This is a genomic window from Pantoea sp. YU22 (assembly GCF_003970755.1).
Taxonomy (GTDB): Bacteria; Pseudomonadota; Gammaproteobacteria; order Enterobacterales; family Enterobacteriaceae; genus Pantoea; species Pantoea piersonii.
On record NZ_RYDU01000004.1, the window covers coordinates 151,676 to 173,506 of the forward strand.

17 protein-coding genes are annotated in these 21,831 nt (G+C 54.4%); 11 read left to right on the plus strand and 6 right to left on the minus strand.

The features are described 5' to 3' along the window. Positions 1–455 precede the first annotated feature (455 nt). Positions 456–1,730 carry a Glu/Leu/Phe/Val dehydrogenase gene (locus EKL29_RS08795; protein ID WP_126689404.1) on the minus strand — a complete coding sequence of 425 codons (1,275 nt, stop codon included), beginning with the start codon at positions 1,728–1,730 and terminating at the stop codon, positions 456–458. A 521-nt stretch (positions 1,731–2,251) separates the two neighbouring features. Between EKL29_RS08795 and EKL29_RS08800 the strand changes: the two genes are divergently transcribed. From EKL29_RS08800 to EKL29_RS08815, 4 genes are all read left to right on the plus strand, one after another. Beyond that, positions 2,252–3,457, plus strand: coding sequence for a bifunctional succinylornithine transaminase/acetylornithine transaminase (locus EKL29_RS08800; RefSeq protein WP_126689405.1), 1,206 nt, complete (start codon positions 2,252–2,254; stop codon positions 3,455–3,457). A gap of 15 nt (positions 3,458–3,472) precedes the next feature. Further along, positions 3,473–4,507 (plus strand): arginine N-succinyltransferase, encoded by a 1,035-nt coding sequence (gene astA / locus EKL29_RS08805; protein WP_120456888.1) that lies wholly within the window; start codon positions 3,473–3,475, stop codon positions 4,505–4,507. 141 nt (positions 4,508–4,648) lie between these two features. Further along, complete coding sequence (astB, locus tag EKL29_RS08810) at positions 4,649–5,992, plus strand: N-succinylarginine dihydrolase (RefSeq protein WP_126689406.1); 1,344 nt, start codon at positions 4,649–4,651, stop codon at positions 5,990–5,992. Positions 5,993–6,082: 90 nt separating this feature from the next. Next, positions 6,083–7,507 carry an amino acid permease gene (locus EKL29_RS08815; protein WP_120456884.1) on the plus strand — a complete coding sequence of 475 codons (1,425 nt, stop codon included), beginning with the start codon at positions 6,083–6,085 and terminating at the stop codon, positions 7,505–7,507. A gap of 1,021 nt (positions 7,508–8,528) precedes the next feature. Here the strand turns inward: EKL29_RS08815 and yddG are convergent. The 5 genes from yddG to EKL29_RS08840 form a co-directional block, all read right to left on the minus strand. Next, positions 8,529–9,440, minus strand: a complete 912-nt coding sequence (gene yddG / locus EKL29_RS08820; protein WP_126689472.1) for an aromatic amino acid DMT transporter YddG — start codon at positions 9,438–9,440, stop codon at positions 8,529–8,531. 214 nt (positions 9,441–9,654) lie between these two features. Continuing rightward, on the minus strand, positions 9,655–10,740 hold the full coding sequence (locus EKL29_RS08825) for a fimbrial protein (protein ID WP_126689407.1): 1,086 nt from the start codon (positions 10,738–10,740) through the stop codon (positions 9,655–9,657). Continuing rightward, entirely contained in the window at positions 10,725–13,160 is a 2,436-nt protein-coding gene (locus EKL29_RS08830) for a fimbria/pilus outer membrane usher protein (protein ID WP_126689408.1), read from the minus strand. The genes EKL29_RS08825 and EKL29_RS08830 overlap by 16 nt, the downstream gene beginning before the upstream one ends. Next, entirely contained in the window at positions 13,157–13,867 is a 711-nt protein-coding gene (locus EKL29_RS08835; protein ID WP_120456878.1) for a molecular chaperone, read from the minus strand. The genes EKL29_RS08830 and EKL29_RS08835 overlap by 4 nt, the downstream gene beginning before the upstream one ends. Before the next feature lie 57 nt (positions 13,868–13,924). Further along, positions 13,925–14,527 (minus strand): fimbrial protein, encoded by a 603-nt coding sequence (locus tag EKL29_RS08840; RefSeq protein ID WP_311778992.1) that lies wholly within the window; start codon positions 14,525–14,527, stop codon positions 13,925–13,927. Positions 14,528–15,180: 653 nt separating this feature from the next. Between EKL29_RS08840 and EKL29_RS08845 the strand changes: the two genes are divergently transcribed. The 7 genes from EKL29_RS08845 (at position 15,181) to EKL29_RS08875 (ending at position 21,788) form a co-directional block, all read left to right on the plus strand. Next, entirely contained in the window at positions 15,181–15,477 is a 297-nt protein-coding gene (locus tag EKL29_RS08845; RefSeq protein WP_120456876.1) for a hypothetical protein, read from the plus strand. A gap of 138 nt (positions 15,478–15,615) precedes the next feature. Continuing rightward, positions 15,616–16,149 carry an SRPBCC family protein gene (locus EKL29_RS08850; RefSeq protein WP_240629485.1) on the plus strand — a complete coding sequence of 178 codons (534 nt, stop codon included), beginning with the start codon at positions 15,616–15,618 and terminating at the stop codon, positions 16,147–16,149. Next, entirely contained in the window at positions 16,150–17,316 is a 1,167-nt protein-coding gene (locus EKL29_RS08855; protein WP_120456874.1) for a zinc-dependent alcohol dehydrogenase, read from the plus strand. 91 nt (positions 17,317–17,407) lie between these two features. Continuing rightward, a complete protein-coding gene (locus EKL29_RS08860; protein WP_311778993.1) occupies positions 17,408–17,683 on the plus strand; it encodes an antibiotic biosynthesis monooxygenase in 276 nt (91 codons plus the stop codon). Between the two features lie 335 nt (positions 17,684–18,018). Further along, complete coding sequence (locus tag EKL29_RS08865; RefSeq protein WP_120456871.1) at positions 18,019–18,507, plus strand: (2Fe-2S)-binding protein; 489 nt, start codon at positions 18,019–18,021, stop codon at positions 18,505–18,507. Continuing rightward, positions 18,504–19,496: a xanthine dehydrogenase family protein subunit M gene (locus EKL29_RS08870; protein WP_126689410.1), complete on the plus strand. Its 993-nt coding sequence runs from the start codon at positions 18,504–18,506 to the stop codon at positions 19,494–19,496. The genes EKL29_RS08865 and EKL29_RS08870 overlap by 4 nt, the downstream gene beginning before the upstream one ends. 24 nt (positions 19,497–19,520) lie before the next feature. Then, on the plus strand, positions 19,521–21,788 hold the full coding sequence (locus EKL29_RS08875; RefSeq protein WP_126689411.1) for a xanthine dehydrogenase family protein molybdopterin-binding subunit: 2,268 nt from the start codon (positions 19,521–19,523) through the stop codon (positions 21,786–21,788). Positions 21,789–21,831 lie beyond the last annotated feature (43 nt).

Below are 21,831 nucleotides of genomic sequence, written 5' to 3' on the forward strand. Positions count from 1 at the left end.
CTGCATCGCCAGGGTTATAGAATAATTTAAGGCTGGTTTATTTATAGTTGATATAAACAGTGACGGGAACGGCAATAAATGTATAGCCGGTCGCAGGCAGAACGACTGAGTGGGCCATCCTGTTTCATAAATATTTTATTAAAAGACGATATCGAGCGATAAAAAGCGCTTCACAGGCAGCATTAACATTGACAGACAGAAAACTGAGGGACAGCTCTGACGCGCCGGCATAATTAAATATTTTGATACGTGCGACCTGACGTTCCGCCAGTAAAAACCGGTAAGGTATTCCGGCAGAGCGGTCCAGGCGGCTGCCCTTACTCTCAACCTGCGTTGGCTGTCAGGTATTCTGAAGCTACGCGAGCGGACCAGGCAGGCAGAGGACCGCCTGCCGGAAGCAGATGCGCTTTGGCGCCATAGCGCAAAAGGGCTATCACCTCAGCAGGCGACAGGTTCTAACCCGGATAAATGCCGCGATCCTGGCGCGCCATCAGAATGCGCTCGCAGGCGACAATATAAGCCGCGGTGCGTAAAGAGCAGCTTTTCTCTTTAGCTTTATCCCAGACGCTGACCATCGCCTCAGTCATAATCTTGTCCATGCGCTGGTTGATCTCCTCTTCGCTCCAGAAGAAGCTGGCCCTATCCTGCACCCATTCAAAATAACTCACCGTCACGCCGCCGGCGTTACACACCACGTCGGGCACAACGAGAATGCCTCTCTCTGCTAGCATATCGTCCGCTTCAGGAAAGGTCGGGCCGTTAGCGCCTTCGAGCACCAGCCGGCAGTTAAGCGACTTCGCGCGCTGTAGGGTAATCTGCCCTTCGAGCGCGGCAGGGATCAGAATATCCATCTGCACCTCCCAGAACGCCTCGCTGTCGATCTCCTGTGCGCCGGTAAAGCCCGCAATTTTGCGGTGCTGCGCCTGCCAGTCGCTGAGCGCCGTCAGGTCGATGCCGCGCTCGTTATAGAGCGTCGCGCTGTGATCCTGAATAGCCACGACGCGCGCGCCCGCTTCAGCAAAGAGTCGAGCGGCTTCGCTGCCGACGTTGCCGAAGCCCTGAACGGCGACGCGGCTGCCTTCAATCGTAATACCTGCGCGCTGTGCCACCTCTCTGCCGGTGATAAAGACGCCGCGGCCTGTCGCTTTTTCGCGGCCAAGCGAGCCGCCAAGATGGACCGGCTTACCCGTAACGACGCCAGTGACCGTGGTGCCCTGGTTCATGGAGTAGGTATCCATAATCCAGGCCATAACCTTGCCGTTAGTGCCGACATCCGGCGCGGGAATATCTTTTTGCGGTCCGATAACGATGCCGATTTCGCTGGTATAACGACGCGTCAAACGCTCCAGCTCGCCTTCTGAAAGCGAGAAAGGATCTACGCGGATGCCGCCTTTAGCGCCGCCATAGGGCAGGTTGACCGCAGCGCACTTGATAGTCATCCACGCAGAAAGCGCCATAACTTCATTGAGGTCCACGTCGGGATGGTAACGAATGCCGCCTTTGCCGGGGCCACGCGAAAGGTTGTGCTGAACGCGATAACCTTCGAAATGACGAATCGTCCCGTCATCCATTTGCAACGGAATATCGACAATCAGCGCGCGTTTAGGGTGACGCAATGTATCCGTCCAGCGCGCCAGTTCGCCTAAATAGGGCGCCACGCGATCTATTTGGCGTAAATAGGTGGTCCAGGCAGAGGTGCTACTTTCTGACGCGTAAGATAACTTTTCCATAAAAAACCTTATCGACGTAGGGTCGCTAAATGTGCAGGGAAATAAAACAGGATCAGATGTTCTTAACGGCAGTAAACCTAACATTTATTTGCAGCATGTCTATCGGCGAGAGAGCCAAAGCTAAAAAGACGGACCGTTTCCCGGTCACGATATATGAATAATTAATCATCTTTTTTGACCTGCATGTAGTGAATGTTTATGCATTTTATATGCACCTGATCTGCATAATGACAGTTTTTATCAATTTTTTCAGATTTTTGAGAGGGTTCAAAAAGTGAATAGAATGAATCCAGGATGTGTTGACTTTGTTACAGGCCACGACCAGTATGAAACTCACTTAAACAGAAGGAATGGATATATTTAATCATTATCGACCCGAAGCGCTAGCCTGATTTATATTTCACGCGATAAACATAACGCGATAATTTATTTAATTCGCGGCTTGCCCGCGCCGTTAAATTACAGGCGAAAGCGCGGCTGGATCGTCACGCTATTCTTCTTTTCATTTCAGGAGAAATGACATGTCAGCACGTCTTAATCGTGAAGATTTCGATAAATATATGGTGCCTTGTTTTTCGCCCGCGCCTTTTATTCCGGTAAAAGCGAGTGGTTCCCGCGTCTGGGATCAGCAGGACAAGGAATATATCGATCTGGCCGGTGGTATTGCGGTCAACGCGCTGGGACATGCCAATCCTCACCTTGCCGAGGCGCTCAAAGCGCAGATCGACAGGCTCTGGCACATCGGCAATGGCTACACCAACGAACCGGTACTGCAGCTGGCGAAAACGCTGGTTGAGTCCACCTTCGCCGATAAAGTCTTTTTCTGTAACTCCGGTGCGGAAGCCAACGAGGCGGCGCTTAAGCTGGCGCGTAAATATGCTCTCGAACGCCACGGAAAGGAAAAAAGCGAGATTATCGCCTTCAAAAATGCCTTTCATGGCCGCACCCTGTTTACCGTCACGGTTGGCGGACAGCCAAAATATTCGGCGGACTATGCGCCGCTGCCCGGCGACATTACCCATCTGCCTTATAACGATCTCCAGGCCGTCAGCGATCATATTTCTGAACGCACCTGCGCCATTATCGTCGAGCCGATTATCGGCGAGGGCGGCGTGCGCCCGGCGGATGCGGCCTTTTTGCAGGGGTTGCGTCAGCTCTGCGATCGCTACCACGCCACGCTGATCTTTGATGAGGTGCAGACCGGCGCCGGACGAACCGGTTCGCTTTACGCCTGTCAGCAGTATGGCGTTGAACCCGATATCTTAACCAGCGCGAAAGGGCTGGGTGGCGGCTTCCCTGTCGGCGCGATGCTGACGCGCGATGCCTGGGCGCAGGTATTTCAGCCCGGCACGCACGGCACGACCTTCGGCGGCAACCCGCTGGCCGCGACGGTCGCCAACAGCGTGCTGGCGCAGCTGGACAGCGCGCTGTTGCAGGGCGTAAAAGCGCGCCACGGCTGGATCGTGGAGCGACTCGCGGCGCTGAACACGCAGTATGGCGTCTTTAGCGATATTCGCGGCGCAGGCTTGCTGATCGGTGCTGAACTGGCGACGCCTTACAGCGGTAAAGCCAAAACGCTGACCAACCTGGCGGCGGAAGAGGGCGTCATCGCCCTGATCGCCGGACCGGATGTGTTGCGCCTCACCCCGGCCTTAAATATTCCCTTCAGCGACCTGGAAACGGCGTTTGTGCGGCTTGAACGCGCTATTGCCCGTTTCGTCGGTTAACAGAGGAGAACGCCTGTGCTGTTTCGACCGGTAAAAGAATCTGATTTGCCTGATATCCTGCGGCTCGCGGCGCGCGCCGGGGTCGGCATGACATCCTTGCCGCACGACGAGCCGCGACTCAGAGCGCGTATCCATAACAGTATCGAAACCTTTGCGGGACGCCTGCCGCGCGCTCAACAGGGGTTTCTGTTTGTACTGGAGGATCCGCTGGCGGGCCGCGTGGTCGGCGTTAGTGCGATTGAAGTCGCCGTAGGGCTGAATGAGCCTTTTTATAACTTTCGCATTCAGCGTAGCGTACGCGCCTCACGCGAAATTGGCGTCTATAAAAACCAGGAGTTGCTGCACCTCAGCTATGACCATACCGGCCACAGTGAGCTCTGTACGCTGTTTCTCGATCCTGATTATCAGGTTAACCGTAACGGTCTGCTGCTCTCTAAAGCGCGTTTGCTGTTTATCGCCGCGCACCGCCACCTCTTCTCATCCCACCTTTTTGCGGAGATGCGCGGCGTAGTGGATGAGGAGGGGAGATCGCCCTTCTGGGACGCGCTGGGTCATCACTTTTTTGAAATTCCTTTTGCGGAAGCGGATCGCCTGACCGGCACCGGCATGAAAACCTTTATCGCCGAGCTGATGCCCTCCTGGCCGGTTTACATTTCGCTGCTGCCCGCCGCCGCACAGCGGGTTATCGGTGAGGTGCATCCGCGCACCGCGCCCGCCAGAGCGATCCTGGAAAAAGAGGGATTCAGCTGGCGCGGCTCGGTCGACATTTTTGACGCCGGCCCGGTAATGGAGGCCGAAACCGATGCTATTCGCGCCATCCGCGACAGCCGCGTCGTGACTGCCGGCCGTGCTGGCGAAACGCTGGCTGAAGGCAATGCGCCCTGTATTGTCGCCCGAGATGATTTAGCGCACTTCTGTGCGGTACTGGTGCAGCCCGCCGCCGACGGCCGCTCTCTTTGCCTGAACGAGGCCCAGCGCCGCGCGATGCAGATCGACGACGCTGACAGGCTGCGCCTGGTTTCCCTTAATCCCGAAGAGAATGCGTTATGAGCCATGCAGCACACTTTATTGCCAGAGAGTGGCGCCAGGACAACGGCCTGCGACTGAGCACCTGTTCGCCTGAAGATAGCGAATCCCTGACCTTGCCCGCCACGTCTTCTCCGGGCCTTCCTTTCTGATACAGAGGTTTCTATGTCTGGTTTTGAAGCAAATTTTGACGGGCTGGTTGGCCCGACGCACCACTATGCAGGCCTGTCGGTCGGGAACGAGGCGTCGCTGCACAACCGCGACGGCCTGTCGAATCCGCGTAAGGCCGCGCTGCAGGGGCTGGCGAAAATGAAAGCGCTGGCGGATCGCGGCTTCGTGCAGGGCATTCTGCCGCCGCAGCCGCGTCCTGACGTCGGCGCGCTGCGCGCGCTGGGGTTTACCGGCAGCGATACGCAGCTGCTGGCGCGTGTGGCGGCGGCCTCACCGCATCTTCTCTCTGCGCTGAGCTCCGCGTCGTCAATGTGGACCGCCAATGCGGCCACGGTGTCCCCTTCAGCGGACAGCGCCGATGGTCGGGTGCATTTCACCGTGGCGAATCTCAACAATAAGCTGCATCGCTCTCTCGAGGCGCCGGTGACCTCGGCGATCCTGCGCGCCACCTTTAATAATGAGGCTCACTTCTGTCATCACGACGCGCTGCCGCAGCAGAGCGATTTCGGCGACGAAGGCGCGGCCAATCATAATCGCTTCTGCGGCGATTACGGTAGTCAGGGTATTCAGCTGTTTGTTTACGGACGTCGCGCATTCGGCGGCGGTGTGGCGCCGCAGCGTTACCCGGCGCGTCAGACGCTGGAAGCGAGCGAAGCGGTCGCGCGCCTGCATCAGCTTAATCCTGACTATACCCTTTTCGCTCAGCAGAACCCTGCGGCGATAGACAGCGGCGTGTTTCACAACGACGTCATCGCGGTAAGCAACCGGCATGTACTGTTTCACCATCAGCGCGCTTTTCTCGATCAGGATCGTCTCCTCAGCCAGCTACGGGAGAAGAGCGCCGCGCTGGGTTTACCTTTTGAGAGTGTCGAAGTGCCGGAGGAACAGGTTTCGCTGGAGGATGCGGTCGCCTCTTACCTGTTTAACAGTCAGCTGCTGAGCAAGCCTGACGGGAAAATGTTGATTGTCGTGCCAGAAGAGTGCCGCCAGCGCGAGAATGTCTGGCGCTATCTTAACCTTCTGACGGAGCGTCCCGGCTCGCCGATTGACGAGGTGCAGCTGTTCGACCTGCGTGAAAGTATGCGCAACGGCGGCGGGCCCGCCTGCCTTCGCCTGCGCGTGGTGTTGAACGAGGCTGAACGCGCCGCCGTCAACAGCGGCAGCCTGATGAATGACGCACGCTATCAACAGCTGACTCGCTGGGTAGAAAAACATTATCGCGATCGGCTGCACAGCAGCGATCTGGCCGATCCGCAGCTGCTGCGCGAAGTCCGCCAGGCGCTGGATGAGCTGACGCAGATCCTGTCGCTGGGGAGCATCTATGACTTTCAGCGCTGAGAAAAGAGGGGCGACAGCCGCGGATTCGCTGAGCCGTTGCCTCGCAAAAGGTTGCCGCCGTGACCTCTCCTTAACACAGAAGGAATTGCTATGACCGTAAAAGAACCGCACGCGCCGTCAGCAAAATCTTCCTCTTCGTCGCAGCTGGAGCGCGGGCTGAGCGAGCGCCATATTCAGATGATCGCGCTGGGCGGCGCTATCGGCACCGGGCTGTTTATGGGTGCCGGAAAAAATATCGCCGTCGCGGGCACCTCGATCCTCATCATCTATGCGCTGGTGGGGTTTTTTATGTATATGGTGATGCGCGCGATGGGGGAGGTACTGTTATCCAGACTCGACTATCGCTCCTTCGCCGATTTCGTCGCGGATTACCTGGGGCCCAAAGCCAGTTTTTATCTGGGGTGGTCTTACTGGCTGAGCTGGGTCGTAACCTGTATCGCCGACGTAGTGGTTTGCGGCGGTTATATGCAGTACTGGTTTCCTGAAATGTCCGCCTGGATACCGGCGCTTGTCACCCTGGGTATTCTCTGCATGTTCAACCTGCTGTCGGTAAAGATGTTCGGCGAGGCGGAGTTCTGGTTTGCGCTAATTAAGGTGATCACTATTGTCGCGCTGATCTTTACCGGCATCTGGATGGTCGCTACCGGCTGGACCTCGCCGGACGGCGTTCAGGCTTCGCTGCAGCATTTGACGGACTCAGCGGTGTTTTTGCCCCACGGCGTGACAGGCTTCCTGGCTGGCTTTCAGATAGCTATCTTTTCCTATACCGGTATTGAGCTGCTCGGCACCATGACCGCCGAAACGCGCGACCCGGAGAAAATTCTGCCGAAAGCGATTAACGCCATTCCGCTGCGTATTATCATTTTTTATATGCTGTCGATGGTCGTTATTATCGCCGTCACCTCCTGGGCAGCGATTTCTCCAGACGTTAGCCCTTTTGTCACCCTGTTCGATAAAGCCGGCTTGCCAGCTGCCGCCGCGATTATCAACTTTGTGGCGCTCACCTCCGCGATGTCGTCCGCTAACAGCGGCGTCTACTCCAGTACCCGTATGCTCTACGGTCTGTCGGTAGAAAAACATGCGCACTGGCAATTTCGCATACTCTCCAGAAGCACGCGTATTCCCGTGCGCAGCCTGCTTTTTTCCTGCTTCTGCATGCTGAGCGGAACGCTGCTGCTGTTCCTGGTGCCCAATGTCATGACGCTGTTTACCATTGTATCCACGCTTGCAGCGATTCTGGTGATATACAGCTGGGGCATGATTCTGGTGGCTTACCTGGCGTATCGTAAGCACCGCCCGGAACTGCATGAACAGTCACAGTTTAAAATGCCGGCAGGCGTGGTGATGAGCTGGATTAGCCTGTTGTTTTTCGCCTTCTCGGTGGTGATTATGGTATTCGACCCGGACACGCTGGCCGCGCTTTGCGCCATGCCGTTATGGTTTGGGTTGTTATGGATCGTCTGGAGAATGAAGGCGCGTAAAGCGCAGGCGCTTAAGATGGTCAGCAGTTCCTGATATCTACCACGCGATAAAGAGTACTGAAATAAAAAAGCGCCCAGGCAATGGGCGCAAGCAAGGAAGGTTACATATAATCGTATGTTTCATGCTTTATGATGTGCATACATCACAGACTCCAGTTTATTCCCCGGAGAGTAAACCTGGATTAAACAGTAGGGCGGTGTGAGAAAGAATAACAGAGCGTAAGCGAGAACAGGATAGAATTGACATGGATCATAATAAAACGTGCGGACAGTAATAAAAGGCTGAATCACATAGCGTGTTGAAGCGGTATTTATGCTTCCTGCCTGATAATAAAAATTACTCACAGCATGTTATGTCAAATGAGGCACCGGCTAATCTGCCATTTTGTGAAAGTCTTATGATGAAGTTAGAAAGGATGCTAATGCGATTCTCTAATAAACGTACAGGCATTATTCTGTTTGTGGTTCTCTATTCTTCTGCCGGGTTCCTGGTATGGTTATTTTTGATTAAATGGCATTCATTGTTTCGCTTTATTTTTCATTAAATCCTTTCTGTATCAGTGGCGTTGCGCGGAACTATGCTCACATTTCTCGAATAGTATCCTGTAAACGAGTTTGGGCAAATGCGTTAACCATTCGAGATAGTGCCCAGAGGTTTTGTGACAGAAACAGGCAGCCGTCTGCAGGATAATTTTGGCGTGAATTTTACAGGTGAGAAAAACGATAAAAAACAACCCTGCCAGACCCCAGGCAAAGATAATTGCGATTGATTTTTTGGATGAAAAATACATGCTGGCAACACTTCATTATTAACCGTGAGTAACATAAAAAAGAGTATCATTTCATCCTGAAACTAACCAAGCTTATTGGGACCATCCTCTACACAACCAATCCATTATGGGAACGGGTGTAAATTAATACGCGTATTTCTTATTTAAATATTCGGACCTGTTTTCTTATTGTTGTAACTTTGTGCGCCAGAGATATGGCGGGTTGACTCCGCCACACCGCTTTACACGTTATTCGCTGCTGCATGGCTTTATTAACACGAAGCGTTATGACATCTCTCGCGCGGCTTTTTTACTGCCAGCGGTTCGGGTTGACCACCAGCAGATCAGTGAACCCAGGCTGACCATTGCCGTACCCTGCCAGAACGATAACGTCAGGTGCGAGTTAAGGATAACCGCGGCCAGCAAAGAGGAAATAACCGGAATAAAGTAGGAAGCAGCGGCCAGCAGATTGACGTTTCCGTGCAGAATGCCGGTGTTCCAGGCGGCGTAGCCGAAGCTCATCGCAATGGCGGCCAGCGCAAGTGCGCTCAACGACAGCGGCGAGAAAATAAAAGCGGGCTGTGGCGACAGCAGAAATTTCACCCACAGCGCCAGCGCGGTTAATATAAAAAACAGCGTGATGCCGTTACTGCCGTTGGCGATTTTTTTCGTCGCCACGCAGTAGATCGCCCAGATCACCGCGCCGCTAAATGCCAGCCCGTAGCTGAGCGGATTCTCCATAACATTATTGCCAATCTCGCTCAGCGAAAAGGCGTTCTCGCCGCCGAGGACGCGACCTATGCCAGCGACAGCAAGAAGAACGCCGGGAACGATAAACAGGCTGGTTTTTTGCCGGTTGACGATAACCGTCAGCACGATAGTCATGCTCGGCCAGAGATAATTCACCATGCCGACTTCAATCGCCTGACGACCGCTGTGGGTAAAGCCGAGCGACAGCGACAGGCAAAGTTCGTAACAGACAAATAAAATGCTGCCAGCGATCAGATAACGCCGCGGAAAGGTGCGTAGATCGGGAAAGCCAAGGGTAAAGAGCAGCAACAACGCGCTACAGCTATAGATTAGCGCCGCGCCACCGACCGGGCCGAACCCTTCGCTAACGCTTTTTATCAGTCCGACAATCGCGCTCCACAGCACAATGGCCATCAGACCGATAAGCGTTGCTTTCTTCTGGGACATCATCCGTTACCTCTGTTTCCGTTAGGTTCGTTGCCTGATGTCATCGTACAGGCAGCCGCATCGCGTGAGTCGTATAAAAACGGCAGGGCGCGCACATTATCGCGCTGAAAGCGAGCCATTTAGGGGGAATGATAAGTGCCGGACGAAGAGATAAGAAACCTGAATTATAAAAATCTTTTTGCCGTCTCGCCTGGGAGAGCCTTAACCAGGCGAGTTAGTCATACTCCATATAAATCGTTATGGTGCCTACAACCGTTCCGGGCGTTGCGGAAGAACTATCGTAAATTTTATAGCGCGCACCGATATTCAATGAGGTAAGCGAGGTGATCAAATCTGAACCTTGTGTCATTGAAGCAAGCGACGTTGAGCTTGAGTCATAACTGGAACTGAATACCAGCGGATCGGCCGTATCATTAAACAGCTGAAAGCCGATCCCCGAAGAGGTTGATGACGCGTTCCTGATAATATAGCGCGTGGTGTCAACGATATCGCCACTGTAGGCTCTCAGATTGAAGGTCTTTGTCGCCAGACTGTTTAGGCTGCCGCTACAGGTAACAGGAATAGTAAATTGTGTATCGGAAGTCTCGCCGGACTGAATAGCAAACAGCGTGGTTGAAGGCAGTGTAAATTCCTGGTTTTCAATAACGCAGGTGGTGCTGACCGGTGAGAACGAGACATTAACCGAGGCGAATCCTTTTAGATCGTAATATGATGATGCCGCTGCGGCAGCCCGGGTAGAGACCTGGCTCCGCAGCGCGCTGGCGGTAGAATACGTTTTGCTATAGCTTGAACTTGTAAGATACAGCAGTGGGATCTCAACGCTGCCGCTGGTACTGGCGACATCATAATCAGAGCCTGTTACGAGTTCCGCCGTTAAGGTTATCTCAGTATCAAAATCCGAAGCAGAATAGCTAGTACTGATAAGACCACTGTCGAAATACTTATTGTTAACGGAGAGAGAGGCAGTAAATTTGATATAAGTATCCACATCGCCGCTGGTAAACTTAACGGTATAGCCCCCCTCAATACCGTTTCGATATTGAAGCGTCTCACCGCTCAGGATACAGACTAACTTATAACCGCTAAAGTTAGAGCTGGTTGTCAGCGAATAGCTATTAGTCAGCGACAACATCGTTGCAAGGTCGATATCGCTAATCGTTGAAAGCGCCACGGAGTTGTTACCCGATGAGATATTATTGGGATCGCAGCTCCCGATAGCTAAAGCTGGCGTCACCGACACTGCGCTGATACCTGCTGCAAAAAGCAGGATCCACAGCAAACGATTTATAAATTTTTGCATATATTATCCCCAGTCAGCACAACCTCCTCTATGAGGCAGGCGTGCGTCTTATCTGTCTGAACGCGTATTGAATCGGGCAAGGTATCCGCTTTGATATGAATAAGGCCGCCCTGAGCGACATAGCCCAGTTCATTACCCTGTTTGTCATAAAGAGAGGCGCCGAACGTCAGCGGTACGCCATTACTATTAGTGGCGCGTAAAGAGAAGGTTTTTCGCGTGTCGGTAATGTACTTAACGTAAGAAATACTGCCTTTCCACGGGGCAACTTTTTTAATATTCCCCTCAATATCGCTGGCAGAATCCGCATTCAGATAGAGCGTGTTTTTGCGCCACGGCGTAGCGTAGGGCAACAGCGCCTTACCCGCGCTATTCGTTACGATACTGGCATTGCCATTCACTTTCGCATCCGCGATCCCCGGCGCGTCAATAATGACGAAATGGTTGCCCGTTTGCGGAGAGGCCAGCAGACCATGCTGTGATAACAGAAGGCTGCCTGAGGCGCTGAAACCATACTGCGTTGAGTTTCTGCTCTGAGCCAGGTTGCCAGTCAGGGTCGACCAGGGGGAGGTATAGGAAACGTAGCCACTGGACGACGCGCGATCGCTGCTCTTGCTACTGGCCAGCAGGTTATATCGCAATCGTTCAGAAACCGTCTCATTCCAGCCGACAGAGGACGAATGCTGGCTTCCCTGAATGTTTGACGCCGCGGTTATCGTCCCGTTGTGGTTAAAAATGCTCCAGGGAATGCTGACGCTAATGCTGCCGTAGCTCTCATCGTGATAAACGGCGGTTCGTTTCTCCTGCTCCAGAAGCGAAGAGTCGGTATAAATACGTCTACCCGCATTGACTGTCCAGGATATCTGGTTATAGCTGTTGCTCCAGCCCAGGCTAAACTGGCGAGATGTTTTACTGGTATTCCAGTAGCCTGTGGCGTAAATACTCGCATTAAGCGAACCATACCCCTCAGGAAGGCGTTGGTCGATCGCCGCGCTGAAGCTGTTTTGTTCTTGCACACGGTAGCCAGTTTGCGCAGAGACATACTGCGCTGCGGAATCTGACTGGCTTAGCGTGAGGTAATTTTTTTCATTATGGGTCGCTGAGACAGTGATTGAGGTTCTTGTCGGGAAATATTTGTTCAGCGAAATTCTGGCCTTGCCTCCACGCGCGTGTGCGCCAGAAGCCTTAGCACGGGCGTATTGGTAGCTTGTGGTTAACGTTCCTAGATAGGGAATCAACAGCCCTGCGCCTGCCAGGCCAGACTGATAATTTTCGCCTGTGATGGAGCCTGCGACTATCGTCAGAGAGTTGTTTAACCCCCGTGAATATTCCGCCTGAACAAAATTGCTGTTTTTAAAATAGTAATCGCTTTTGAATTTGCCTGCGTATAAGGCCCAGTCGGAGCTGCCGCTTCTCAACAGATTGCCTGACGCGGAATAGGGGATTATCGCTGTTGTCTTTTTGCCATTAGCGTATTCAATCACCAGGCTCAGATCCGAGCGCGAGCCAGTCGGCATCAGGTCGGCGAACTCGAAGGGGCCGGCAGGAACGCTCTGTTGAAAAACGATCTTGTCGTTCTGGATCACCTTAACTACTGCATTGCTTTCCGCAACGCCTCTGACGACAGGCATATAGAGACGATAGCTGTCGGGCAGCATAGAGAGATCTTTTATAAGAGCCACGCCCCGGAACTTGAAGCTGTCAAACCAGTCCGAGCTGGTATAGTCCTCGCCTGCTTTTGCCGTAGAATTTATCGCGGGAAACGATTTTTCCAGATAGCGGGCGCGCGTGATCCAGCTGGAATTGCTTTTGTTGTGATAATAATAGGATTTATCACGTAAGTGCCAGTCTGCAATATTAAAACCGCTGTTCAACGTCACATAAAGCGAGGACTGATCGCTGCTGTTTTTATAGTTCCCGTCAGTGTAAATAAGGTTATAGTTGGTGAACAAACCTGTAATGCCCTTATCCCACTGTTCAGGGGGCATCCAGTTTTTGTCGTGCACGATAATCCTTGCCTGAGGCACGGTAATATCAAGCTGGAATGTGTTTTGACGGAACTTGAACTCACTCTCCTTAAGAAAGATAGTTAATAAAACCCAACCCTGCGCATTAGTTGAGGGCGAGGTTTCTGACGTTGTCTCGGTTTTGATGTCAAATTTAAAGAAGTCCGCTTTTTGAATAAAGAGATCATTGCCCTCTGCGACCTTTAGCTGATAGTTACCTTTCCACTCTTTATTCACATAGACATCAACCTTATAGACGCCTGGGGAAATCGTATTCTTCGCTTCTGATATACGAGTATTAACAGCGCTGCCAACCAGAAATCCAGGGTTAAACTCGTCGTCCGCATAAACGATTGCTGAATACAGCGTACCAAGAAATAGTAAGGTAACTTTATAACAATCCGTTCTTCTTTTCATATTACAGGAATGCTGACAGTTCTGAGTGTCCCGAAGTCATCTAAGTAAGTCAACCAGGTCTGTCTCTTACTAACGTAAGCAATGGAATTATCCAGTGGTGCGCAGCTGAATGGTTTAATGAGCAGTGTTTTTTTAAGTAAGTTGTCTTTTTGGCTTCCTTTTTGAACGTTACTTAATCCAGCCGCAGTAATAAAATAAGGCGAGCGGTTATTAACGCAGGCGTTATTGCCTTCTCGCTTTATTTGAAGGTGGGTTTGCACGTCGATTTGACGGACGTTAAGAGCCGCCGGGCGGTAAAAAACCTTTACCCGATTCCTGACAGCGAACTGGATAAAGTTTCCGCGTTTATCTTTTGGCTGCGGAGGGATATCAATAAAGTTAAGCCAGAACAGGGTCTCACGGTCGGCGGGCAGCGCGGCCGCAAGGTTACTTTTAACAACCGTCAGAATTTGACCATCGCCAGCCCCAATTTTAACAACAGCGGGAACCACAGCCAGGGGTAATCTGAGATTTTCAGGTTTTTCGTTGGGATTTCCATTATCCACCCATGACTGAACAAGATGGCCTTCCGCTGACTTATTAATAAGCTGGACATTAACGCTTTCTTTGTCGCTCGGAAAAATTACGCGTGTATTATTCATCACCACGCTGGCGCTTGCATGAGCGGAGAGAGTAAGCAGTAATAATCCACAGGAAAGGGTCTTCATTTTCTGTCCTTAAAATATGACATCCTTGCCATCGCTAATCGTCCTGATCCTTCTTAATTACTCATAGGTAAAGGTGTAGGTCGCTGTGGTGACGACAGACCCCGCAGCGACGGATGAGCCGCCGTAGTTATAGTAATTGGCGTAGTAACTCAGCGTGCCTGACGCAGGCGCTGTATCATAAGTGGTGCCGTCAGAAGAGGTCGTCGCCATACCGGTATCTAACGCCGTGTTCAACGCTACCAGCGTGCTGCCATCTTTGGTAATGCCAATCCCCACGCCGGTGGCCGTGCCCGAGCCGTTTTTCAGGTAGGTGTTATCGTCAGAGACATTTCCGCCTGAGAAGGTAATCATAAGCGTTTGCGCAGCCGTGCTGGTGCTGTCAAAGCCAGAACAGCCGTCGATGTTCAACGTAAACTGTTTGGCATTGGTGCTGATAACTCCAGCGGTTGTTCCCAGATCGCTTGTCGTAACGGGATTCAGATCAACGGAAAAGTCGCTTCCGCTATTCGTCGTAACATTACAGGTTGCATCGGTTACTGAACCGTAAAAGGTGATAGTGCCGCCACCGACATCGGCTGTTGTGGTGCTGGCGAAAGCCGCATTGCATGCTGTTAATAAAAACAGACCGGCAGCAGTTTTATTCAACATGACAATTTTCATATTCAGACATCCTTTACTGAGATAAATTTTATAATGCACAGTAACCTGTTCCGATAAGATTCATATCGCAATCGTTCAGGTAAATGCGTTGGTTTATGTTGGTTCCATCACCGGGAGGAAAGCTTTTGCGTTTCCCTTCCGTTTGGGGGTCTTCCTTTAGCTTATAAGCATCCCAAATCGTTCTAACTGTCAGAACTGGCGAGAGATATTTCAAGGTAAGTGATAATTAGCTGTTTCCTTAAAAACTCCTGTTACGTGTTAATGTTAAAATAAAAATTTACTGTTACTTATTAATTTAACAAAGTGGTCGAAAAGATCATATATGTGACCATTATATTGTTATTCCAGAATAATGATCAATGTTAAATGAGATAAATTTTTAGTAAGGTTTTCGTATTGTCATTTTTATTATTTGTCCCCGTTACGCATTCGCTTATAAATATTCGTTAACATCCGTTGTAAAAATACCATGTTCATTTCTTTTAAACGCATCCCTGAGATAAATGCCAGCGCTTCCGGGATTGCTCTATTTAACTGAGGCAGAGACCCGACAAGGATGCTGCGCCAGCCAAAACGCTGGCCCTCTTTCTGCCAGGGCGTATCTGCTCCGGGCAATAGGCTATGCTTATTTTCTGGTGACCGAGGAGAAAAACATGGCCGATTCCGTATTGATTGACACTCTGCAGTTTGGTTCTGAAGGTGAAGGGGCACAGAAATATGAGATTTACGGCGACGATGAAAAGACGCCTGTCTATGCGCTGATCTACCGGCAAGAGGATGGGGAGTGGCGCAAGCTGGACGAGAAGCTCAGTTTCGCCGCGCGTGATGAGCAAAAAGAGGTCGCAGTGGCGATGGACTACGGTTCTGGCGACAGCCTGCCGGAACTGCGCGATCTGCCCGCCGAAGCGCGCGAACACTGCGAACGACACTGGCAGGACAGCCAGCAATAAACCCGGCCGGGAGCATTCCCGGCTTTTTTCTGCGCGCCAGAATTCCCCCTCCCGCCTGCGGTTTCGCTCGCAATATCCGATCCTCTGGACTTAACTCAAACTATGTTAATGGCTGTTTGCGCCTTACAGGAGGATCCTTTGGCCAAAAAATCAAAACCTGATGCTGTTGCCGACGTGCTTACGCTACGCCGCTGGATAACCGTCGGGCGTCCCGCTACTGACCTTTTTGCCCTCTGGCTGGAGCCTGACACCTTGCCCCGCATTATGAGCCATTTTGCGACCGTTACGCCCGTTAACAAAAGCGATGCGTTGTGGCAGGTCGATGGCCCGCTCGGCAAACATTACTCCTGGGAGAGCCGCATTGTTGAGGCGCAACCGGGAGAGATCATCGCCTGGCAGTCTCTGGAAGGGGCAGATATCCCTAACGAAGGCGAACTGCTGCTGCGCCCGGCGCCGGGTGAGTGGGGAACCGAGCTGTCGCTGACGCTGCGTTTTACGCCGCCGGGCGGCGCGCTGGGTAAAAAGGTCACGACCTTCTTTGACCTGCTGCCCAAAGAGATCGCCAGCAAGGCGCTGCACCGATTTAAAAGTCTGGCCGAAACCGGCGAGATCCCCACGCTTGATGGTCAGCCCGCTGGCCGACATGCCGAACGTCAGGATAAGGAGAAATAGATGCGCGCACTCTGCTGGAACGGCGTAAACGATCTCAGCGTTGAAACGGTGGCCGATCCGGGCCTGCTTAATCCTCACGATGCGATTATTCGCGTTATTTTAACCACCACCTGCGGCTCTGATTTGCACGTAATCGACGGGCTGATCCCGAGCATGCGCGAAGGGGATATTCTCGGCCATGAATTTATGGGCGAAGTGGTGGAGGTCGGCAGCGCGGTAAAACAGATCCGTCGTGGCGATCGCGTCGTGGTTCCCTCGTTTATCTCGTGCGGCTCCTGCTGGTACTGCCAGCACCAGCTGCCATCCTGCTGCGACAACACCAATCCGCAGTGGGAGAAAGGCGAAACGGTGCTGGGACACCCTACCGGCGGCATTTACGCTTACAGTCACGCGTTTGGCGGCTATGCAGGCTCGCACGCTGAATATGTTCGCGTGCCTTTTGCCGATAACGACTGTTTTGTGGTGCCGGAAGGCGTAACCGACGAACAGGCGCTCTTTCTCTCCGATGCGGCTCCGACCGGCTATATGGGCGCCGATTTTTGCAATATTCACCCCGGCGATACGGTGGTGGTGTGGGGCTGTGGCGGTGTCGGCTTAATGGCGCAGCAAAGCGCGTGGCTGATGGGCGCGCATCAGGTCATCGGTATCGACCGCTATCCGGAACGCCTGGCGATGGCGCGCGACTATGCAGGCAGCATTACGCTCGATTACACCCAGGTCGATATCAACGAGGCGCTGCTGGAGCTCACCGGCGGCCGCGGCCCGGACAGCTGTATCGACGCCGTCGGCATGGAGGCGCGCGGCGAAGGCCTTACTCAGGTTTACGATAAAACCAAACAGCTGCTGCATCTGGAAACCGACGTCGGCGCCGCGCTGCGTCAGGCGCTCTACGCCTGCCGGAAGGGCGGCAATATCGCTATCCTTGGCGTTTACGGCGTGATGGATAAGTTTCCGCTGGGGCTGATGATTAACAAAAGCCTCACTATCCGTACCGCGCAACAACACGGACAGCGCTATATGCATCGGCTGCTGGAGCACGTCGCGAAGAATGAGCTTAACCCCGCCTTTATGGCGACGCACCGCTTCTCGCTGGAGGATGCGCCGCGCGGCTATGAGATGTTTAAGCATAAAGAAGATGGCTGCGTACGCGCGATTTTCGCACCCTGAACCGGGCTGTGAAATGTAGCGCCGTCAGGCTTTTATAAGGCTTCAGACTGGTGTAAAACGGCTAAAACGTAACGCAATGAAAGGGATAACAGTGATAAAGCTTACTGGCCGTTTAATCTGCAAAAACCGGGAAGAGACGGCGCTGGTGCGCCGTTATCTTCCTGAGCACATCAGGCTGACGAAGGAAGAGGCGGGATGCCTCGCTTTTGAGGTCAGGGAAACCGACGATCCCTTAATCTGGTCAGTTGAGGAGTTGTTCACCAGTCAGGAAACCTTCGACACTCATCAGGTCAGAACCAAAGCATCGACGTGGGGTAAAGAAACCCGCGCCATCGCCCGCGAGTACGCTATCGCCGAGGTTGTCTGAGGCTCGCCTGCTACGCCCAGCCAGGGAACCCGCCAGCGCGGCCGGTTCCCTTTTTACCGGGAGAGGACTTCCGCCTCTGCCGCCCGAAACGGGATAAAGGCAACGACAGGCTGTATCTGAATGACGCACAAAGCTGTCAGTAACGGACGCGTCAGCAGCGCTCTGTTGAACCCGCTATGCTCGCCCGCCGCGAGAAACAGGCAACAGATTTCCAGAAACAGGCAACCCCGCCCTCGCTTAGCCGTCTAGACTTAACGGATTGCACACCACACTACATCTCCTCATAACGTGCATAACATCCCTTTTAAAAACCCGTTAAATACTGGAAACGAGCTATGTCTGAAAATCTACATTTACAGCTGGAGATCAACGGGCAACCGCATACGCTGCTGGTCGATCCGCGCGTTACCTTGCTTGACGCGCTGCGCGAGCACATCAATCTTACCGGCACCAAGAAAGGGTGCGATCAGGGTCAGTGCGGCGCCTGTACGGTGCATATTAACGGCAAACGCGTGCTGAGCTGCCTGACGCTGGCGGCACAGGCTAATGGCCAGTCGGTCACCACTATCGAAGGGCTGGCCCAGGCCGACGGCACGCTGCATCCGGTACAGGCGCGCTTTCTGGAGTACGACGCCTTTCAGTGCGGCTACTGTACGCCAGGCCAGATCATGTCCGCCGTGGCCTGCATCGACGAAGGTCACGCCGGTTCGCCAGAGGAAATTCGGGAATATATGAGCGGCAACCTCTGCCGCTGCGGCGCCTATCCCAATATTGTCGAGGCGATCCAGCAGGCGGCCGCCGATCTCAGCAAGGAGGCAACATGAATCCATTTGATTACGTTGCCACCGGCAGCGTGGATGAGGCGCTGCGCCAGAAACAGCGCGAAAACAGCCGCTTTCTGGCGGGCGGTACGAACCAAATCGACCTGATGAAGTGCGATGTCGAACAGCCTGCCGCGCTGATCGATATCAACCAGCTGGCGGAGATGCGTGAAATTACCTTTACGGCGGATACGTTGCGCATCGGCGCGCTGGCGCGCATGAGCGAGGTGGAGAACCATCCTGAATGTCAGCTATCCGCGCCCGCGATTTATGACAGTCTCTGGCAGGCGGCGTCGCCACAGCTGCGCAATATGGCCTCGATAGGCGGCAATCTGCTGCAGCGTACCCGCTGCGTCTACTTCCGCGACCCGCATACCTTTTCCGCCTGCAATAAGCGCCAGCCCGGCTCTGGCTGCGCCGCGCGCGACGGCGTAAATGGCAACCATGCCATTCTGGGCACCAGCGAAAGCTGTATTGCAGTCTATCCCGGCGATCTGGCAGTCGCGCTGACCGCCTTTGATGCGGTGGTGATCGTGCGCAACGCCGCACAGCGCGAACGACGTATTCCCGTAGATGAATTCTTCCTGTTGCCGGGTAACACGCCGCACCAGGAGCACGATCTGGCGGCGGATGAGATGATCGTGGCGGTGGAGCTGCCGTTAACCGCTGCGCTGCGCCATTCCCATTATCTGAAGGTGCGCGATCGCAGCTCTTACGAGTTTGCCGCCGCCAGCGCGGCCGTCGGCATTGAGCTGGATGGCGAGCGCATCCGCGACCTGCGCATCGCCGTCGGCGGCGTGGCCACCAAACCCTGGCGCGCCCGACACGTTGAAGGCGCGCTGCGCGGTCAGCCATTCAGCGAGCAGACCCTGCGTCGCGCCGCCGAGCTGGTGGTGCAGGACGCCGAAGCGCTGCCGCAAAACCAGCATAAAAAGCTGCTGGCGCCGCGCGCCATCGCCCGCGCGCTGATGAAAGCGGGCGGCATGGCTTAACTGGCCGAACAGAGAGGATAAATAATGGATACGGCAGAAAAAAACTTTCAGGCGCTGGGCGAAAAGCGCGAGCGCGGCGACGGCGTGGTCAAGGTGACCGGTCAGGCTAAGTATGCAGTGGAATACCAGCCGGAAAATGTCGCCTACGGCGTGGTGATCCAGTCTACCGTGGCCAGCGGGCGCATTATCCGCATGGAGACGGAAAAAGCGCGCCAGGCACCGGGCGTGCTGGCGGTCTATACCCACCTTAACAGCCTGAAGATCAACAAACCTACCGGCATCGCCGACGGCGGCGCGGCGCAGTCCACCTATACGCCCATCCAGGACGATAAGATCATTCATAACGGCCAGAATATCGGCCTGGTGGTAGCGGAGACTTTTGAGCAGGCGACCTGGGCCGCCAGCCTGGTAGAAACGGAATATGAGACTGAACCAGCCTTGATTTATCCGGACGATCCGCGCGCCGAACGCAAAGAAAACAGCTCGACCAATATCGATCTCGGCGATGCCCATCAGGCGATGGCGCAGGCGGAAGTGAGGATCAACGCGCGATACGCGACGCCGCGCGAATATAATACGCCGATGGAGCCGCACGCCTGCATCGCTTCCTGGCAGGATGACCGGATGACGGTCTGGGAGCCGAGCCAGTGGGTGATGGGCGCCCAGAAGGAGATTGCCGAGTGGCTGGGCATCGCGGTCAGCCAGGTGCGCATTATCTCTCCCTATGTGGGAGGCGGCTTCGGCTCCAAACCGGTGCCCTATACCCACGTCGCGCTCGCCTGCGTCGCCTCGCGCGCGCTGGGGCGGCCGATCAAAGTCTCTTTAACCCGCCCGCAAACCTTTACCGGTCTGGGTGGTCGTCCGGCAACCATTCAGAATCTGGAGATGGGCGCCTCGCGCGACGGCAAAATTCTGGCGATTATCCATGACGGCCTGAGCGATACCTCGATGATCGATACCTTCGCGGAGGGCACCAACAAAGCGACAGGCCGTCTTTACGCGGTGCCGAATGTCTATTCGCGTCACTACGTCGCGGCGATCAACACCGTCACGCCAGGCTGGATGCGTGCGCCAGGAGAGAACCCGAGCACCTATGGCCTGGAAGTCGCCATGGATGAGATGGCTTATGAGCTGGGGATCGATCCGCTGGCGTTTCGCCTGCGCAACTGGGCCGATCACGACTATCAGCTCAATGCCCCCTGGAGCACGCGCCGTTTGAAAGAGGCCTACGCCGCCGCCGCCGAGGCGTTTGGCTGGGATAAACGCAGCATGGCGCCGCGCTCGATGCGCGAAGGGCGGGAGCTGATTGGCTGGGGAATGGCGACCGCCACTTATCCGGTCAGTCGCTCGCCCGCCGAAGCAAAACTGATTTTCCACAGCGACGGCAGCCTGGTGGTGCAGAGCGCCGGGGCGGACATCGGCACCGGCACCTATACCATTCTGGCGCAGACCGCCGCCGAGGTGCTGCAAATCCCCTCCAGGCAGATCCGCGTCGAGCTGGGCGACACCGATCTGCCGCGCGCTGGCGTGGCGGGCGGTTCGCAGCTGGCGGGCAATCTCACCGCGGCGGTGCACAAAACCGCGGAAGCGATGCGCGAAAAACTCTTTACGCTGGCGACCGAATCGCCCGGTTCGCCGCTGTTCCAGGTTGAGCGCGAGCAGCTGGTGCTACGCGATGGCGCAGTGCGCGTGAAAAGCCAGCCTGAGCGCGCGGTCAGCTATGACAAACTGGTGAAGCTGAATGATTCGCTTACGCTCTCTGTGCTCTCCGGCACCTTCTCGCCGGATGAGAGCGAAGAAGATCGCGATCAGGCGGTGCACTCCATGTCGAAAATGACGCGGCCGGAGGCGTTCTCCGCGCACAGCTGGGGCGCGCAGTTCGTCGAGGTGCGGGTAGACGAAGATTTTGGCACCGTGCGGGTTAAACGGCTGGTCTCCGCGTTTGACAGCGGCCGTCTCTATAATCCCCAGCTGGCGCGCAGCCAGTGGATCGGCGGCATGGTGATGGGGCTGGGCCAGGCGCTGCTGGAAGGGGGCGTGATTGATCCGCGCAACGCGCGCGTGATTAATAACAACCTGGCGGACTACCTTATTGCCGTGAATGCAGACGTGCCGGAGATCGTCGCCATTGACGTCGGCGAGCCGGACTACCACGCTACCCTGATGGGCGGCAAAGCGGTCGGTGAACTGGGCATCGTGGGCATGGCGGCTGCCATCAGCAATGCGGTTTATCATGCTACCGGCAAGCGCGTGCGCGATTTGCCGCTTTCCCTTGATAAGCTGATCGACTAACGCACAACGGCGATGCCGAAAGGCATCGCCGTGTTACTCAGGC

Coding starts and splice junctions, on each gene's coding strand:
- EKL29_RS08830 (WP_126689408.1), bottom strand. CDS start 13,160: ATGAAAAGAAGAACGGATTGTTATAAAGTTACCTTACTATTTCTTGGT.
- EKL29_RS08865 (WP_120456871.1), top strand. CDS start 18,019: ATGTCTGAAAATCTACATTTACAGCTGGAGATCAACGGGCAACCGCAT.
- EKL29_RS08840 (WP_311778992.1), bottom strand. CDS start 14,527: ATGAAAATTGTCATGTTGAATAAAACTGCTGCCGGTCTGTTTTTATTA.
- EKL29_RS08825 (WP_126689407.1), bottom strand. CDS start 10,740: ATGCAAAAATTTATAAATCGTTTGCTGTGGATCCTGCTTTTTGCAGCA.
- EKL29_RS08835 (WP_120456878.1), bottom strand. CDS start 13,867: ATGAAGACCCTTTCCTGTGGATTATTACTGCTTACTCTCTCCGCTCAT.
- EKL29_RS08795 (WP_126689404.1), bottom strand. CDS start 1,730: ATGGAAAAGTTATCTTACGCGTCAGAAAGTAGCACCTCTGCCTGGACC.
- EKL29_RS08855 (WP_120456874.1), top strand. CDS start 16,150: ATGCGCGCACTCTGCTGGAACGGCGTAAACGATCTCAGCGTTGAAACG.
- EKL29_RS08800 (WP_126689405.1), top strand. CDS start 2,252: ATGTCAGCACGTCTTAATCGTGAAGATTTCGATAAATATATGGTGCCT.
- EKL29_RS08870 (WP_126689410.1), top strand. CDS start 18,504: ATGAATCCATTTGATTACGTTGCCACCGGCAGCGTGGATGAGGCGCTG.
- EKL29_RS08845 (WP_120456876.1), top strand. CDS start 15,181: ATGGCCGATTCCGTATTGATTGACACTCTGCAGTTTGGTTCTGAAGGT.
- astB (WP_126689406.1), top strand. CDS start 4,649: ATGTCTGGTTTTGAAGCAAATTTTGACGGGCTGGTTGGCCCGACGCAC.
- yddG (WP_126689472.1), bottom strand. CDS start 9,440: ATGTCCCAGAAGAAAGCAACGCTTATCGGTCTGATGGCCATTGTGCTG.
- EKL29_RS08815 (WP_120456884.1), top strand. CDS start 6,083: ATGACCGTAAAAGAACCGCACGCGCCGTCAGCAAAATCTTCCTCTTCG.
- EKL29_RS08875 (WP_126689411.1), top strand. CDS start 19,521: ATGGATACGGCAGAAAAAAACTTTCAGGCGCTGGGCGAAAAGCGCGAG.